This is a genomic window from Paenibacillus mobilis (assembly GCF_058267595.1).
This window is the reverse complement of record NZ_JBZCMS010000011.1, coordinates 1-16252: the sequence shown is the minus strand read 5'-3', so window position 1 is coordinate 16252 and position 16252 is coordinate 1. Positions and strand designations below refer to the sequence as shown.

Annotated in this window: 16 protein-coding genes, 7 tRNA genes and 2 rRNA genes; 6 read left to right on the top strand and 19 right to left on the bottom strand. The window is 50.5% G+C overall.

Features of this window, described 5'->3' with window-relative positions; all coding sequences use genetic code 11:
• Nucleotides 1-7: 7 nt before the first annotated feature.
• The 6 genes from sufU to AC3ZPD_RS18255 form a co-directional block, all read right to left on the bottom strand.
• Nucleotides 8-421: a Fe-S cluster assembly sulfur transfer protein SufU gene (gene sufU, locus AC3ZPD_RS18280; RefSeq protein ID WP_490985837.1), complete on the bottom strand. Its 414-nt coding sequence runs from the start codon at nt 419-421 to the stop codon at nt 8-10.
• Complete coding sequence (locus tag AC3ZPD_RS18275) at nt 421-1635, bottom strand: cysteine desulfurase (protein ID WP_490985712.1); 1215 nt, start codon at nt 1633-1635, stop codon at nt 421-423. Before AC3ZPD_RS18275 ends, sufU begins: the two co-directional genes overlap by 1 nt.
• Complete coding sequence (gene sufD / locus AC3ZPD_RS18270) at nt 1632-2930, bottom strand: Fe-S cluster assembly protein SufD (RefSeq protein WP_490985711.1); 1299 nt, start codon at nt 2928-2930, stop codon at nt 1632-1634. The genes AC3ZPD_RS18275 and sufD overlap by 4 nt, the downstream gene beginning before the upstream one ends.
• Nucleotides 2931-2950: 20 nt before the next feature.
• Nucleotides 2951-3739, bottom strand: a complete 789-nt coding sequence (gene sufC / locus AC3ZPD_RS18265; RefSeq protein ID WP_490985710.1) for a Fe-S cluster assembly ATPase SufC — start codon at nt 3737-3739, stop codon at nt 2951-2953.
• A 293-nt stretch (nt 3740-4032) separates the two neighbouring features.
• Nucleotides 4033-4620 (bottom strand): DUF1802 family protein, encoded by a 588-nt coding sequence (locus AC3ZPD_RS18260; RefSeq protein WP_490985709.1) that lies wholly within the window; start codon nt 4618-4620, stop codon nt 4033-4035.
• A 21-nt stretch (nt 4621-4641) separates the two neighbouring features.
• Entirely contained in the window at nt 4642-5115 is a 474-nt protein-coding gene (locus AC3ZPD_RS18255; protein ID WP_490985708.1) for a Dps family protein, read from the bottom strand.
• A 422-nt stretch (nt 5116-5537) separates the two neighbouring features.
• On the opposite strand from AC3ZPD_RS18255, the gene AC3ZPD_RS18250 reads away from it, so the two are divergent.
• Nucleotides 5538-6029 carry a hypothetical protein gene (locus tag AC3ZPD_RS18250; protein WP_490985707.1) on the top strand — a complete coding sequence of 164 codons (492 nt, stop codon included), beginning with the start codon at nt 5538-5540 and terminating at the stop codon, nt 6027-6029.
• 94 nt (nt 6030-6123) lie between these two features.
• Here the strand turns inward: AC3ZPD_RS18250 and AC3ZPD_RS18245 are convergent, their stop codons facing one another.
• Entirely contained in the window at nt 6124-6504 is a 381-nt protein-coding gene (locus tag AC3ZPD_RS18245; protein ID WP_490985706.1) for a DUF423 domain-containing protein, read from the bottom strand.
• A gap of 172 nt (nt 6505-6676) precedes the next feature.
• Here AC3ZPD_RS18245 and AC3ZPD_RS18240 point away from each other — a divergent pair, with 172 nt between their 5' ends.
• The 3 genes from AC3ZPD_RS18240 to AC3ZPD_RS18230 are packed head-to-tail and all read left to right on the top strand — an operon-like array spanning nt 6677 to nt 8739.
• Nucleotides 6677-7111 (top strand): hypothetical protein, encoded by a 435-nt coding sequence (locus AC3ZPD_RS18240; RefSeq protein ID WP_490985705.1) that lies wholly within the window; start codon nt 6677-6679, stop codon nt 7109-7111.
• 33 nt (nt 7112-7144) lie between these two features.
• Nucleotides 7145-7993: a DegV family protein gene (locus AC3ZPD_RS18235; protein ID WP_490985704.1), complete on the top strand. Its 849-nt coding sequence runs from the start codon at nt 7145-7147 to the stop codon at nt 7991-7993.
• 26 nt (nt 7994-8019) lie between these two features.
• Nucleotides 8020-8739, top strand: coding sequence for a 3-ketoacyl-ACP reductase (locus tag AC3ZPD_RS18230; RefSeq protein ID WP_490985703.1), 720 nt, complete (start codon nt 8020-8022; stop codon nt 8737-8739).
• A 104-nt stretch (nt 8740-8843) separates the two neighbouring features.
• Here the strand turns inward: AC3ZPD_RS18230 and AC3ZPD_RS18225 are convergent, their stop codons facing one another.
• Nucleotides 8844-9407, bottom strand: coding sequence for a DUF420 domain-containing protein (locus AC3ZPD_RS18225; RefSeq protein WP_490985702.1), 564 nt, complete (start codon nt 9405-9407; stop codon nt 8844-8846).
• Between the two features lie 337 nt (nt 9408-9744).
• Between AC3ZPD_RS18225 and AC3ZPD_RS18220 the strand changes: the two genes are divergently transcribed.
• Entirely contained in the window at nt 9745-11442 is a 1698-nt protein-coding gene (locus AC3ZPD_RS18220) for a M3 family oligoendopeptidase (protein WP_490985701.1), read from the top strand.
• A 124-nt stretch (nt 11443-11566) separates the two neighbouring features.
• On the opposite strand, the gene mnmH is transcribed toward AC3ZPD_RS18220, so the two are convergent.
• Together mnmH and selD are read right to left on the bottom strand one after the other, a co-directional pair.
• Nucleotides 11567-12601, bottom strand: coding sequence for a tRNA 2-selenouridine(34) synthase MnmH (gene mnmH / locus AC3ZPD_RS18215; RefSeq protein WP_490985700.1), 1035 nt, complete (start codon nt 12599-12601; stop codon nt 11567-11569).
• Between the two features lie 48 nt (nt 12602-12649).
• Nucleotides 12650-13699, bottom strand: a complete 1050-nt coding sequence (selD, locus tag AC3ZPD_RS18210) for a selenide, water dikinase SelD (RefSeq protein WP_490985699.1) — start codon at nt 13697-13699, stop codon at nt 12650-12652.
• A gap of 163 nt (nt 13700-13862) precedes the next feature.
• On the opposite strand from selD, the gene AC3ZPD_RS18205 reads away from it, so the two are divergent.
• Nucleotides 13863-14936 carry a permease gene (locus tag AC3ZPD_RS18205; RefSeq protein WP_490985698.1) on the top strand — a complete coding sequence of 358 codons (1074 nt, stop codon included), beginning with the start codon at nt 13863-13865 and terminating at the stop codon, nt 14934-14936.
• Between the two features lie 108 nt (nt 14937-15044).
• Here AC3ZPD_RS18205 and AC3ZPD_RS18200 read toward each other — a convergent pair.
• From AC3ZPD_RS18200 to AC3ZPD_RS18160, 9 genes are all read right to left on the bottom strand, one after another.
• Nucleotides 15045-15119: transfer RNA gene (locus AC3ZPD_RS18200), tRNA-Gly, on the bottom strand.
• 14 nt (nt 15120-15133) lie between these two features.
• Nucleotides 15134-15206: transfer RNA gene (locus AC3ZPD_RS18195), tRNA-Lys, on the bottom strand.
• Nucleotides 15207-15219: 13 nt separating this feature from the next.
• Nucleotides 15220-15294, bottom strand: a tRNA-Gln gene (locus AC3ZPD_RS18190).
• Nucleotides 15295-15310: 16 nt separating this feature from the next.
• Nucleotides 15311-15386: transfer RNA gene (locus AC3ZPD_RS18185), tRNA-His, on the bottom strand.
• A 10-nt stretch (nt 15387-15396) separates the two neighbouring features.
• Nucleotides 15397-15470 (bottom strand) — tRNA-Met (locus AC3ZPD_RS18180).
• Nucleotides 15471-15501: 31 nt separating this feature from the next.
• A tRNA-Ala gene (locus AC3ZPD_RS18175) sits at nt 15502-15577 on the bottom strand.
• Nucleotides 15578-15676: 99 nt separating this feature from the next.
• A tRNA-Ile gene (locus tag AC3ZPD_RS18170) sits at nt 15677-15753 on the bottom strand.
• 40 nt (nt 15754-15793) lie between these two features.
• Nucleotides 15794-15910 (bottom strand): 5S ribosomal RNA (rrf, locus tag AC3ZPD_RS18165).
• Between the two features lie 219 nt (nt 15911-16129).
• Nucleotides 16130-16252 (bottom strand): 23S ribosomal RNA (locus AC3ZPD_RS18160); the annotation flags it as partial.

Here is a 16252-nt window from a genome sequence, read left to right as displayed (position 1 = left end):
TCCCTCCTTATTCGATTCCCTTCTTCAGGGCGTTCCAAGCCAGCGTCGCACATTTAATGCGGGCTGGGAATTTATTGACACCGGACAGGGCTTCAAGATCTTCATATTCATCAAAATCAGCGTCCCCGCCCTTCATCATCGTGGAGAAGCGATCGGCCAAATCCAAGGCTTCGCTGACGGTTTTCCCTTTCACGGCATCGGTCATCATAGAGGCGGAGGACATGCTGATCGAGCAGCCTTCTCCCGTATAACGGGCATCCTTGACGATACCGTCCTCCACGATCAGCTGGAGGGAAATGCGGTCCCCGCAGGTCGGATTGTTCAGGTTTACGGTTAAAGCGTCGTCGCTGAACGAACCGCGGTTGCGCGGATTTTTATAATGATCCATAATGACACGGCGGTAGAGATCGTCTAGTTGCATCACCCGAAATACTCCTTTGTTTGGATTAAGCCATCCACAAGGCGGTCAATATCGGCTTCCGTATTGTACAGGTAGAAGCTTGCTCTAGCCGTCGCGGAGGCTTTCAACCAGCGCATCAAAGGCTGGCAGCAGTGATGGCCTGCACGAACGGCAATGCCGAAGGAGTCCAGCACGGTGGCCACGTCATGCGGATGAATGTCGTCCAGATTAAACGTAACCAGCCCAACCTTGCGGTCTCTCGGTCCATACAGCGTGACTCCTTCAATCCCCGAAAGGCGATCCATGGCGTAAGCGGCAAGCTTGCGTTCATGATCCGCGATCACATCCATGCCGATGCCTTCCAGAAAATCAATGGCCGCGCCAAGACCTACAGCGCCAGCAATGATTGGAGTACCGCCTTCAAATTTCCAAGGCAGCTCCTTCCAGGTCGATTCGTACAAACCAACGTCGTTGATCATTTCGCCGCCGAATTCAATCGGCTCCATCGCGTCAAGAAGCTCCTTCTTGCCATATAATACGCCAATTCCGGTTGGAGCACACATTTTATGGCCGGATAAAGCATAAAAATCACAATCAAGGTCCTTCACGTCAATCTTCATGTGCGGCGTGCTCTGCGCGCCGTCCACAACGATTACAGCGCCATGCCGGTGAGCGATCGCGGCGATTTCTTTAACCGGATTTACCACGCCAAGCACGTTTGAAACATAACTTACGGCGACGATTTTCGTTTGGGACGTAATCGTTTCTTCAGCATCCTTCAGTTCGATATGACCGTCAGGCTGCATCGGAATATATTTGAGTGTAGCCCCCGTACGGATGGCAAGCTGCTGCCACGGAATCAGATTGCTGTGATGCTCCATTTCCGTGATGACAATCTCGTCGCCTGCGCCCACATTGGCCGGACCATACGAAGAAGCTACGATATTCAGGGCCGTCGTTGTTCCCCGGGTAAAAATAATTTGCGTCGAATCAGAGACTCCGATAAACCGCGCCACTTTCTCGCGCGCCCCTTCGTAAGCTTCCGTCGCGCGGCTTCCGAGCGTGTGAACCCCGCGGTGCACGTTGGAGTTCTCCCATTCGTAATATTGCTTCACCGCGTCGATTACTGCACGGGGTTTCTGCGAAGTAGCCGCGTTATCAAGATAAACGAGCGGATGCCCGTTTATCTCCTGATTCAAAATCGGAAATTGCTCTTTTAATAGTTCAGGATTCATTGTCCCAGCTTCCTTTCCACAAGAGCTTGTAATTGCTGCTGGAGCTGCTCAAGCGGAATATCGGAAACCACAGGTGCAAGGAAGCCGTAGATGATCAGGCGTTCCGCTTGCTCGCGGGAGATGCCGCGAGACATCAGATAATAGATCTGCTCCGGATTCACCTGTCCGACGGAAGCGGCATGGCCTGCTTTTACGTCGTCCTCGTCAATCAGGAGGATCGGGTTGGCGTCACCGCGCGCTTTCGGGCTAAGCATCAGCACCTTCTCCGTCTGCTCGCCGTTCGCTTTGGTTGCGCCGTGTTCGATTTTGGTAATGCCGTTGATGATCGCCGTAGCTTCCTCGCGCATAACCGCGCGGGTAATCATTTGGCTTTCGGAGCTTTTACCAAAATGGGTCGCTCTGGTGCTGTAGTTCAAACGCTGGGAACCGGAGCCCACCGCGATGATTTTGGCATCCGACAAAGAGCCGTTGCCTTTCAAAATGCTGTTGGTATCGCTCATGGAGTCTCCGTTGTTCATTTCGCCGACGATCCACTCGATGCTGCCGTCATTTTCGACGACCGCACGGCGGTAAGTCAAATCCGTCACTTTGCCGCTCAGATGATGAACGGTAGCATATTGGACCTTCGCGCCGGCTTTGACCACCACTTCGACGATGCCGTTATGCACAAGCTCTTCGTCCAGCTCGCCGGATACATAGTTGTCTACGTAGGTCACGCGGCTGTTCGTGTCAGCCACCACAAGCACGTGAGGGGCAAACACCGATTTTGAATCGTCCACAAGGAACAGCGCCTGAAGCGGCACTTCAATTTCCACGTTGCGAGGCACGTACAGGAATACTCCGCCGTTCCACACTGCGTTATGCAGAGCGGTCAGCTGGTTTTCGTCCGCAGCCACAACGGAAGAGAGATGCTGCTGAACAAGGTCGGCATGTTCTTTGGCTGCCGTTTGCAGGTCCGTAAAAATAACGCCTTTGGCGGCAAGCTCCTCGGCCAGACGGCTGATAATCGTGCCGTCATTGCGCTGCACAACCAGCGATTCGCTTTGCGAAGGATCCACTAACGCGGAAACGTAATCAGGCAGCTCGCTGCCGGTTTGACCCGCAGTTGCCGGAGAACCGAAGTTTTGCAGCCTCCAGCGCTCCAGTTTCATTTTTTCAAGCTTCGGAAGCTCAAGCTGTCCGGCCAGTTCAAGCGCTTTGAGTCTGCGCTCTTTCAGCCAGGCCGGCTCCCCGGTCCGTTCGGAAAATGCTTGCAAAGCCGAAGCCTCAACGGGAAGAACGGTTAATGTAGTCATACTGTCTCCTCCTCCGTTTCTTAGGCTTCCTGCTCTTGGCCGACAGTTTCGTCGACGATGCCGAGTTCTTCTTTGATCCAGTCGTATCCGTCCTGCTCGAGGCGTTCTGCCAGTTCAGGTCCGCCGGATTTCACGATACGGCCCTGCATCATAACGTGTACAAAGTCTGGTTTGATATAGTTAAGCAAACGCTGATAGTGGGTAATGACCAGGAATCCGCGTTCTTCGCTGCGCATGGCGTTTACGCCTTCGGCTACAATACGCAAAGCGTCGATGTCCAGACCGGAGTCGATTTCGTCAAGCACGACAATTTTCGGATCCAGCATCATCATTTGCAAAATTTCGTTCCGCTTCTTCTCGCCGCCGGAGAAACCTTCGTTCAGGTAACGGTGGGCAAACTCGGGGTTCATTTCGAGCTCCTTCATTTTGCCTTCCATTTGGCGGATAAATTTAATCAGGGAAATTTCGTTGCCTTCGCCGCGGCGAGCATTGATGGCGCTGCGCAGGAAGTCGGAGTTTGTCACGCCAGCAATCTCGCTTGGATACTGCATGGCCAGGAACAGGCCTGCGCGAGCGCGCTCGTCAACAGCCATATCCAGCAAATCCTCGCCGTCCAGCGTTACGCTGCCGTCGGTTACTTCATATTTAGGGTGACCCATCAGCGCGGAAGCCAGCGTACTTTTACCGGTACCGTTAGGACCCATAATGGCATGGATTTCCCCGCCTTTGATTTCAATGTCGATGCCTTTCAAAATTTCCTTACCTTCGATGGTTGCTTTCAAGCCTTCGATGACAAACTTCGTGGACATAATTTGAAACTCCCTTCATCTATTTACAATCTTAAAATGGGTATACGTTATTTGACAGGGACGCCTCCCTGTAGTGACTTTAATCATACCATAATAAGTATCAAATTAGAATCATTCTAAGAAAGTTTATTGATTCTCAATTGATTCTCATTACATTTTAACTCAATAAAAAGACGGACGCAATGCGGGATAAACCGGCTTTCGCCGCTTATTCCCCCCAGCAGCCGGAATTCGCTCGTTCCAGGCGCTATATCAAAACAAGGCTTGGCCGATCGATCGGCCAAGCCTTAACCTTACGAACGCAGCACTCTGCGCAGCACCCGCGCTTTTTCGGCAAATGCCGAAATCGGTAGGACCGGCGTCAGGTTGCCGGGGTCCGGACGGGGGAGATCCTGAATATCGATCCAGGATTTACAGCCCCCGTATTCGGGCAATGCCGGGACATGAAGCGGCCGGTTCAAGCGATAAACCCTCAGCAGCAGTAAATGCAGCGGATCCTGCCGCTTCCAGCGCAGCCGTTCCTGCACAAAGTTTTCCGTCCACATATGAAAATCATACAGCCTCGACAATTCCTCTTCCGTCCGGATCAGAATGTCATCGGCTACTTCTGCCCATGCATAAAGATAAGTTTGCCCCTCCAGAAAAGCCGGCGACTCCAGCTCGCGGAGGGAGTCATCCACATAATGGCGTACTTCCGGCTTCAGCAGCTCGCGGCGTTGATGTTCATAAGTGGGATAGAGGTAGAAGGAATCGCTTTTCGTTTCGAAATGGCGGGTTTCCTCACGGATACCTCCTTTTCGGAGAAGAATGAACTGATTCCCCTCCAGCAGGGCTTTAACGGTCGAAGCCCATTCCTTTAAAGCGATTGTATGTTCTCCCACCTGATCCAACCCCTTCTCTGCTTAACCCAAATAAGAACGAAGCATCCACATATGTTTTTCGAATTCGCCTTTAAAGCCGGTCAGCAGATCGGCCGTGGCAACATCCTCGGCCTCCTCTGCAAGGTCGATGCCTTCCTGAAAGGATTCGGTCAGCGTAGCGAGGTCCTCAATCAGGGTCTGAACCATGGCCCGCTGATCTTCTTTCCCTGTCGCTTCCTGAATCGTGGCGATTTCCAGGTATTCCTTCAGCGTAGCAGACGGAGTTCCCTTAATCGTCAGCAGACGTTCGGCAATTTCGTCCATTTTCAAAGTTACTTCATTATAAAGCTCCTCGAATTTCACATGCAGGGTGAAAAAGTTCTCCCCTTTTACATACCAGTGAAAATTATGAATTTTCACGTAAAGCACGTTAAGGTTTGCTACCTGCTCGTTGAGCACCTGATGAAGCGCTTTGCTTTTCGTTTTGCTTTGCGATTTGGATTCGGTTTTAGCCATTAGAAATCCCTGCCTTCCTTTTTATTTTAAGATGAAAAACATGATATCATCGGCTCTTTGCCCGATTCGGATCCAGCTTAGTTTCAGCAGAAATTGAGCTTGCCATCCTGCCCATATTTTACCCGTTGAAGGATAAGGCGAAACAAAGCCGGGCGGGCTGCCCAGGCGCGCAGCCTTGTCCCAAGCGGCACGAACCGAAAGGATTTCCCCAATTCGAATCTTGGATGTAGCCCAAGTATAATCCTCAATTTGCCAAATTGCATCAGGATTTTTGCCGCGGTTCTGCGGCTTCCAAAATTCTTAAAATTTATGAGTCTGGATGACTAGGTTTCCCGTGGGATTGATGGTATTATAGGAGTGCCGTAAGGCACCTTTTAGGGAAACCAAACAGTAATTATGAAGCATTGCGGGGGAACGCATACATGAAAGACAAAGAAGTGAACGGTTTTTTATTTAATGTAGAAATACTTGTTAAGAGCCCTACCAACGGGCAAGCGATACAACTTCTCCTCCAATTGCTGAACAACCATCAGGGTGAGATAGCCGATTATCGTATAAAGTCAGGCATCGAGCTAGGCAGCATTATTGATGCTTCCCTTGCCGCTAAACACAAATCCATGGTTTCAAATCCCGAATCGCCGTCGGCAAATACGGACGCAGACCGTAAACCGCAGCAGAATGGCGATCATTTGAAAAATTCCGATGGAAATCCGGTCGGCGAATGGATCCAGTCCCATATTGCGAGCAACCGGCTGGTCAGAGTGTTAATAGAAACGCCTAAAGGACGTCAGAGCATCCCCTGCCGGATCTTGAACTTCCTGCCTAAAGAAGAGCTTATTAACGTGTATCATGTGGACGAGAAACAGGTCTACACATACAAGCTTAGCGAGATTATAGATATATTAGATGCTTAATAACGCTACATATTGGGCTTGGCCCCGATCCTTTTCTTTCCTTATTTTGACGTAAAAATAAAACGGACATTCCCTGGGGAATGTCCGTTTTACATTAGGCCTTTTTGCTTCGCAAGGCTGTTACAATAATCAAAACCCAAGCAGCGATAAAAGCTACGCCCCCGAGCGGCGTGATCGCGCCGAGTCCATTAATGCCGGTAACGCTGAGGACATACAAACTGCCCGAAAACAAAATGATACCGATCAGCAGCAGACGGGCTGCCCAGCGCAGGCCGGCCGATTCTCCCCAGATATGCGCAAGGACCGCAACCAGGATCATGGCCAGGGCGTGGTACATCTGATATTGGACTCCGGTCTCATAAACGGCCCGTGCATCTTCATCCAACACCGCTTTCAGCGCATGTGCGCCAAAAGCGCCTATCCCTACGGCCAGCAGCCCCAAAATGGCGCCAATTGCCGTGTATTTTCGTGACATTTCCCTCATCATCCCTTCAAATTTTATCTACCATCAACTTGTCTATTTTACCCGATGGAGAACCGCTTTTACCATGGCGTTCAACGGATTGCCTTAAAACCGGCTTGCTTTTTCCTCCATAATATTGAAAAATGAACAAGAATAAGACTTTATGACCAAAGGAGATTGGCTAATGGATTATGAATCGACCCAGGAGAAAGAATATCCTTCTTTCCCTCCACATCCAGAAGCGCAGCAGGAACAGCGGCCGAAAGTCAAACATTCCGGACCCGGCATTGCCTCATTTGTTTTAGCTTTAGTGGCGCTTGTCGGATACGTAGTTTTCCTGTTTTTAACCGTTGCTGCATTCGGGCGGATCGGCCTTGAGGAAATCGACGAAGAAATCCTCATGCAGCAGCAGCTATTTGTTTCGGGCGTCTACGGCTTTTTAGCCTGCGGGATTTTAAATGTAGCCGCCATTATTACAGCTATCGTCGGGTTGGCGCTTAAAAACCGCAAAAAGGTTTTTGCCATCCTCGGGCTGATTTTCGGTTTGCTGCCTTTTCTGCTGCTCGTCGGCCTGCTCATCATCGGCATTGCGGCGTCTGGCGGGAATTTATCGCCGTAAACCTTGATTTTTTGGACCGGAAAGGTGAACTAAATGAATCCAATTAAAATTTTCGCGGACAGTACCTGCGATTTGACTTCCGACCTGATTCAACAGTATGACATCGGCATTGTTCCTTTATATGTAACCTTTGAATCCAGGTCCTACCGGGACGGCGTTGATATCACGCCCGCAGAGCTTTACGCCAAGGTGTCGGAAACCGGCAAACTTCCTTTAACGGCCGCACCTTCGCCGAGCGATTTCATCGAAGCGTTTGCCCCGTTCGTGGAACAGGGCCGACAAATCGTCTATATCAGCTTGTCTTCGGAGCTCTCGTCCACTTATCAAAACGCCGTTATTGCTTCCGGGGAATTCGAGCCAGGCAAGGTTCATGTCTTTGATTCCCTGAATTTATCGACCGGCATCGGCATTCAGGTGCTTAAAGCGGCCAGAGCCGCTGAAGCGGGGCAAGCCGCCGAGCAGATTCTGCATTTGCTGGCTCAAATCCGGCCTAAAGTCGATACGGAATTCGTCATTGATTCCCTTGACTATCTGCATAAAGGCGGGCGCTGCTCCGGCATGCAAAATGTCGTGGCGAGCCTGCTCAAAATCCGGCCGGTCATCAAGGTCATCGACGGTAAGATGACCCCCGCCTACAAGGTGCGCGGAAGCCGCGAGAAGGCCTTCGACCAAATGGTCTCCAACGCCTTGGCAAACCAAGATATTATCGACCGTGAAACAGTATTCGTGACCCAAACCATGGCTCCGGAGGATGCGCGAAACCTTCGCGGAACGATGAATGAAAAAATTCAGCCGAAGGAAGTTTTCATCACGGAAGCAGGCTGCGTAATTTGCAGCCACTGCGGACCTAAAACGATTGGTTTAATCTATTTAAAAGAATAACTGATAATTCCAAGGAGGACTACCTTATGAATTTACAAAAGAAAACAGCCGTTATTACCGGAGCCACAAAAGGCATCGGCCGGGCCATCACTTTTGCTTTAGCAGCGGAAGGCGTTAACTTGGGCCTGATCTCCCGCAGCGCAGACGAGCTTAAGGCGCTTCAGGAAGAGCTGGCCTCTACATACGATATCCAAATTGCCAGCAGCGCTGCCGATATTTCCGAACGTCATCAGGCCGAGGCAGCAATTGCGGCTTTGGAGCTTGAACTGGGAACGATCGATATTCTGATCAATAATGCCGGGACCGCTAAATTCGGAACCGTGCTCGATATGAACCCTGAAGACTGGGAACGCATTATTCGTGTGAACCTGTTCGGCACCTATTATGTGACCCGCGCGGCTCTTCCTGCCATGTTGCACAAGAAAAGCGGCGACATTATCAACATCGCCTCCACCGCCGGCGAGCGCGGTTTTGCTACAGGCTCCGCTTACTGCGCTTCCAAATTCGGCATGCTCGGATTATCGGAAGCCCTGATGCACGAGGTCCGTAAATCCAACATTCGCGTAACGGCCCTCAATCCCAGCACGGTCAATACCGAGCTTTCGGCCAATGCGGGTCTGCCGATCGGCGATGAAGACCGGATGATGCAGCCCGAGGACGTCGCCCAGATCGTACTCAGCGCGTTGAAGCTGCCTGCCCGGGTTATGCTGAAAGCTGGAAGCGTCTTTACCACCAACCCCCAGTAATTCCATTCGCCAATTTTGCAAATATAAAAAGCAGCAGGCCCTTTTCAAAAGGATCTGCTGCTTTTGTCATAAGATGACATAACATCGTTTATTTAGCTGTTTATTTAATAATACGGAGCCATCATCAGGTACACGATAACGCCCGTCAGGCTGACATAGAGCCAGATCGGCATCGTCCAGCGGACGATTTTTTTATGTTTCGTAACCTGCATCGTCCAGCCCCATACGAGTGCAAATAAAGCAAGCGGCACCACGATCGCGGCCAGGAAGCTGTGCGTGATCAGGATAAAGAAATAAATCGGCCGGATAATTCCTTGACCGCCGTATTTCGCCGTATCCGGTGAGATATAGTGGAACGTCAGGTAAGAGACCAGGAACAACAGGGTTGTGGTGAAGGCGAGCAGGATAAACACTTTATGCACGCGGATGTTTTTTTTCATAATCGCTACCAAAGCGGCTATCAGAAAAATAAACGTAAAGCTGTTAAAGATAGCATTCAGCCTTGGAAAAATCGTAATATCAAAATCGACGGCACCTTGATAACCCAAAGGCGAAAAGAACAAAAGCAAAATGATGATGTTCGCCACAATCGATACGGTAATAATCAGCCCGGTAAAGTTTCTGGAGCTTGTGGGCTTGTAATTGTACTGATCCGTTTTACTGTTCATTTTTATTTTTCTCCTATTCAGGTTCTTATCTCTGTCAATTATATATCTCTTCCAAATGCCTTGTTAAGTGACAAAACAGCGACTTTTTATTTTAAAAAAATCTTGCGGCTCGTTCATGAATCTTTTCCCCTATTCTTCCGATTGGCCAAAGAGGACCTGACGAACTCATAAACATTTTGCCCAATATAAGAGACGGACATAACTATCACCTCTTTTCCAAAAGCGATGGCGATCAGATGAAATCCATTATAACCAATCTTTAGTAGTCAGCTGTCTCCACGATTAGATATAATACTAATAGAAAATATTTTGTACAGGAAGGGTGCTGATCTGATCCATGTTAAAATTTCAAGATTACCGGTATGAACGGCCGGACGCCGGGCAGCTAAAGCAACAATTTACGGAACTGCTGACCCGATTAAACGCGGCTTCCACGCTTGAGGAAGAACGCACGGCAATCTCAGCGATCAACAAACTGCGCAGCGAATTCGAGACTTTGCAGCAGCTTGTCAGTGTCCGCCACTCCATCGACACCACAGATCCTTTTTATAAAGCCGAACAGGATTACATGGATGAAATCGGCCCTGTCATTCAGGAATACATAACCGATTATTACAGAGCCATCGTCAACTCCACCAACAGGGCCGCCCTCGAACAGGAGTGGGGAACACAGCTGTTCCAGCTTGCCGAAATTTCGCTGCGAACGTTCAGCCCGGAAATTATCGAGGACCTGCAGCTGGAGAACAAGCTGTCCACCGAATATTCGCAGCTGATCGCATCGGCCAAAATTCCGTTTGAAGGCGAAGAAAGAACGCTGCCGCAGCTCGTTCCTTTCGAACAGTCCACCAACCGCGACCTCCGCAAACGTGCTTCCGAAGCCCGTTACGGTTTTATGGCCGAGCATAGCGAAGAACTTGACCGTATCTATGACGACCTGGTTAAAGTTCGTACTCGGATGGCCAAAAAACTCGGCTACGAAAACTTTGTGGCGCTTGGGTATGATCGCATGATGCGCACCGACTATACGCCTGAAATGGTGGCCAACTTCCGCAAACAGGTGCTTGAATCCATCGTTCCTGCGTCCCAGAAATTGAAGGAGCGGCAGGCTGATCGGCTGGGCCTGGATCATTTAAAGCTGTATGATGAACACCTGAAATTCAAAACCGGCAATGCAGATCCGAAAGGCGATCCGGACTGGATTATCGCTAACGGCGCTAAAATGTACAAAGAGCTTTCACCGGAAGTCGATGAATTCTTTACGTTTATGCTGGAAAGCAACCTGATGGACCTTGTAAGCAAAAAAGGCAAACAAGGCGGCGGATATTGCACCTATTTCAGCGAATACAAAGCTCCGTTCATTTTCTCGAATTTCAACGGCACTTCCGGCGATATCGACGTGCTGACCCACGAAGTCGGCCACGCTTTCCAGGCTTATGAAAGCCGGAATTTGACCGTCCCTGAATATGCTTTCCCGACTTATGAAGCGGCGGAAATCCACTCCATGAGCATGGAATTCTTCACTTGGCCTTGGATGAACCTCTTCTTCGAGGAAGATGCGGACAAATACCGCTTTAATCATCTGGCCGAAAGTCTGCAATTTATTCCTTACGGCGTTTCCGTAGACGAATTCCAGCATTTCGTATACAGCAATCCGGACGCTACGCCGGCGGAACGCAACCAGGCCTGGCGCGAGATCGAGAAAAAATACCTGCCGCACCGCGACTATGACGGCAACGAGTATCTGGAGCAAGGCGGCTTCTGGCAGAAACAAGGCCATATTTACAGCTCGCCGTTCTACTACATCGACTACACGCTTGCCCAGCTGTGCGCCTTCCAGTTCTGGAAACGTTCCAGAGAGGATTTTGCATCCGCCTGGAAAGATTATTTGACTTTGTGCCAGGCAGGGGGAAGCCAATCCTTCCTGAAGCTGGTTGAGCTTGCCGGCCTGAAATCGCCGTTTGAAGACGGGGCCATCGCTTCGGTTATCGGCGAAATCGAAGGCTGGCTGAGCAGCATCGACGATAAAGCGCTGTAGCATCAGGTGTTAGGCTGCAGGCTGTAAGATTTATAAGCAATACAAAAAGGAGGTTTCTGCCTTGAGCAGAACCTCCTTTTTTCTTGGCTATCGTTCTCGGTCGCCTATAATCTGGTCTGGAGACCTAATATTTTTCCGAAATAAACCGTTTGACCTGCGCCAACGCTTCATCCACGTGATCCGCTTTGATGATCACCCGTTCTTCCTGCGTAATTTCTTTAGCGGTGTGTTCGTACCGGGGATCATAGTAGTGCACCAGCAGCTGTTCCGCCGCATCGGCAAAACGTCCACCCTGCAAATCCGCTTCGATTTGTTTCGCAATCGGCGTATGAATCCGTTCCTTGATTTTCCGGAAGGCCGCGAGGCAGGACTCCTGGTGCTCCTCCGGATGATAATCCTCCAGGATCTGCCGGACCCGCTCCTCTATCGGAAGTTCGATCCAAAGCTGAATGCCGTTCTCCTTGCTTTTGACAAGGAATTCAGGCATCGCGACTTTCCCGATTCGTTTGCTTTCCGCCTCCATCAGCATATACGGCTTGTCCTGCACTTCCAGCAGCCCTTTCAGCAGCAGGGAATCAAACGTTTTTTGATTATGAGGGATTAGGCCCACCTGTCCGAATACGGAGCCGCGGTGTTTCGCCATCAGCTCCAGATCAAGCACGGGATACTCCTCGGCTTGGAGCTTGCGCAGCATGTACGTTTTCCCTGTCCCCGTATATCCGTTAAGGACAATAGCTGTCGGATGCACTTCAAACCGGCTGAGCTCGTCCACCACCCATTTCCGGTAAGAACGAATGCCGCCGTCCAGACGCTGAACATGGACATCCATCAGGGACAGCAGCGTGGCCGTAGTCCGGCTTCGCATACCGCCGCGCCAGCAGAAAACCGCTTTATTTCCCTTGATCCCTTGAAACTGCGCGATAAAAGACGGGAGTTTCGCCGAAATGATCGCAAGTCCGCGCTCCTTGGCCGCCTCTGCGCTGACCTGCTTGTACAACGTTCCGATTTCCGCACGTTCTTCATCGTTAAAAAAAGGAATGTTAAGACTTCCCGGAATCGTAGCTTCCTCATACTCCGACGGAGAACGCACATCTATTAACGTGATCTTCTGTTGTTTTTGCTTCGCAAGAAGCTCTTCCACTGTTATATCTGTAAACACATCTACCCGCTCCTTGCTGCTCTTTAAAAATGATTCATATCCCGGTTCTTATTGAACCCGGATATGTCCCGGATGCTCTGCAGTAACCTCGCCGATCAAAGCCGCTTCTACGCCGGCTGCCACCAGCTCACTCAGCAGCTGCCCGGCCTGTTCGCCGTTTACCGAAATGAGCAAACCGCCGGAGGTAACGGCATCACATAACATCCACTGGCCGATCTGATCCAAATCCTCCGGGAAGGTAACGGAGCCCTCCAAATGGGCAAAATTGTTTTTGGTTCCTCCCGGTACGCTTCCGGTTTCGGCAAGCTCACGGACACGCGGCAGGAAAGGCACTTGATCTTTATGGATCACGATGCCCGTTTCACTGCCTTTGGCCATCTCGGAAGCATGTCCGAGCAATCCAAAACCGGTTACGTCCGTGCAGGCATGAACGTCATAACCGTCCATAATTTCGGCTGCTGTTTTATTCAGCGTCGTCATGACAGAAGTAACCCGAGTTACTTCCTCGGCGCTGAGCAGATCTTTTTTAATCGAAGTGGTCAAGATGCCTACTCCAATCGGTTTGGTCAAAATCAGCTTGTCGCCCGGTTTTGCTCCAGCATTGGTGCGAACCCGTGAAGGGTGGACCAGTCCGGTGACCGCAAGGCCGAATTTAGGCTCCTTATCGTCGATGGAATGTCCGCCCACCAACGTTACGCCCGCTTCCTTCAGTTTATCCCCGGCTCCGCGCAAAATTTCAGTAAGCACGGATTTCTCAAGGGTATGAATGGGGAAAGCTACAATATTAAGCGCAGTCAGCGGTTTTCCGCCCATCGCGTAAATATCGCTGATCGCGTTGGCGGCAGCCACCTGACCGAAGTCATAAGGATCATCTACAATCGGCGTAAAAAAATCAACAGTCTGCACTAACGCCAGTTCATCCGTCAGCTTGTAGACACCGGCGTCATCGCTCGTATCAAGTCCGACCAGCAGGTTGGGATTCGGTACGGCAGGAGGCAGGCTGCGCAGCACCTGGGCCAGATCGGCCGGTCCGATTTTGCAGCCGCAGCCTCCTTTTGAAGATAAGGACGTAAGTTTTATCGGTTGTTGCGTAGACATCTAATCATCCGCCTTTCAGCTTCTTGGAATAGTAAAACGTTATCGGCAAAATTGCTCCTCAACCAGTATACCACTAATAAAATCAACGTAAAAATCATGCAGTTTATGTTATACTTTTTAATTGACGCTATTTCATTCACTAAATCGGAGGTAACAGAAGGATATGTCTCAGTTAACTGGCTCATCCCCTGCACCGCACAGAAATTATAAAGCGGCTATTTTTGTCGTTATATTTCTGCTGATCGCGGCTGCGGGTTTATCTTACGTCAAATGGTGGCCCTATTATGAAAAAGCTTTTAAAGCCGCTACCGACCATTCTATCGGTTCTTCCATTGTGAGCGGATCCTCGGATACCGCACCGGCCCCTTCCTGGTCGGCTGCTGTGGATTATGCCGCCGCTTATTTCAAATCCGTCTGGAAAGCCGCCGTTCTGGGGATTCTGCTAGGTTCCCTGGTCCAAGTGCTCATTCCGGCCCAATGGCTGCTTAAAGTGCTTGGAAAAACCACCTTCAAAAGCACCGCGCTTGGCGGGATTGCTTCCCTGCCGGCCATGATGTGCACCTGCTGCGCGGCTCCGATTGCCGTGGGACTTCGGAAAAAGAACGTCTCCGTCGGCTCCAGCCTCGCCTTCTGGCTCGGCAATCCGACGCTTAATCCGGCGACGCTGATTTTTATGACCTTTGTCTTGTCCTGGAAATTCACCTTGCTCAGACTGGTATTTGGTATCCTGCTTACGTTTGGGGTCAGCTATTTCGCCAACCGGTTTGCCGGCACAAACCAAATTCCTGAGGAAGTGCTTGAGACCACGGAGGAAGCCGTGAAACCGAAAGAAGGCCCCTTCCTGGTACGCTGGTTAAAAAGCCTCGGCGGCATGCTGTTAAGCATCGTACCAGCTTATCTGCTGTTCGTTTTGATTTTAGGTGCTGCCCGCGCTTGGCTGTTCCCTCATGTGGGACTCAGCGAAGGCAATCATCTGCTCGCGATCATCGGTTTTGCCATTGCCGGCATGCTGTTCGTCATTCCAACCGCAGCCGAAATTCCTATTATTCAGTCCTTTATGTCCTTTGGCCTGGGTGCAGGACCGGCAGGTGCGCTGCTGTTGACACTACCTGCGGTAAGCCTTCCTTCCCTGCTGATGATTTCGAGATCTTATCCGAAAAAGGTACTGGCCTTTGTAGCCTCTGCCGTTGTAGTTCTCGGCATTTTATGTGGACTTGCGGCCGTTGTGATTCTATAGAAGACACATTAAAAAGAATCCCCCTTGCCTTATTCATTTGGGCAGGGGGTTCTTTTTTACAAAAAATAAAAAGCGCCGCGAATTCGCAAGCGCCTAATCTTATAAAATTGGAGCGGACGACGGGAATCGAACCCGCGACCCTCGCCTTGGCAAGGCGATGCTCTACCGCTGAGCCACGTCCGCAATATGTATAGAGATGAGCCATGAAGGACTCGAACCTTCGACACCCTGATTAAAAGTCAGGTGCTCTACCAACTGAGCTAATGGCTCTCATGAAACAAAATGGCTGGGGATATAGGATTCGAACCTATGCATGACGGAGTCAAAGTCCGTTGCCTTACCGCTTGGCTAATCCCCAAGAACAAGGATAAGAATGGGGCGATCGATGGGACTTGAACCCACGAATGCCGGAGCCACAATCCGGTGCGTTAACCCCTTCGCCACGACCGCCATAAAACAATTGCGGGGACAGGATTTGAACCTGTGACCTTCGGGTTATGAGCCCGACGAGCTACCGAGCTGCTCCACCCCGCGACATTAAAAACATTATTGAGTTTTGAAAAAATGGTGGAGCCAAGGAGGATCGAACTCCTGACCTCCTGCTTGCAAGGCAGGCGCTCTCCCAGCTGAGCTATGGCCCCATACAATCATCCTTAAAAAGTTAAGTGCAGCTCTGATATCGATTCCGATTACTTTTCGGAGATCCCTGCATACAAGCCCAGCTTATCAAGGTTAAGAGATGGTGGGCCCTAGTGGACTCGAACCACCGACCTCACCCTTATCAGGGGTGCGCTCTAACCAACTGAGCTAAGGGCCCTAACAAAAACAGAGAGATAAAAAAATCCCCTAAGGGAATCGCTTGGCGGCATCCTACTCTCCCAGGACCCTGCGGTCCAAGTACCATCGGCGCTGGAGGGCTTAACGGTCGTGTTCGGGATGGGTACGTGTGGAACCCCTCCGCCATCGCCACCAAACGGGCATTTACAGCGTAAATGCTGGATTCAGGTTTTCAGCATCGCCAAATGCTGACAGCTTCTCTTCCCTTTATGTAGTTACTTGAACTACATAGGTTCAGATTTGCTCCCTGAAAACTGGATACGAAACAATCATTTGCGATTAGTTGTTCTTTCGGGGCCCCGCCAAAGTATTCGGAATTTGCTTCGTCAGCGCTTCTTCACTTTGGGGGGACTCTTTTGGATAAGCCCTCGACCGATTAGTACTGGTCAGCTCCATGCATTGCTGCACTTCCACCCCCAGCCTATCTACCTCGTCGTCTTCAAGGGGTCTTACTAAATTGGGAAATCTCATCTTGAGGG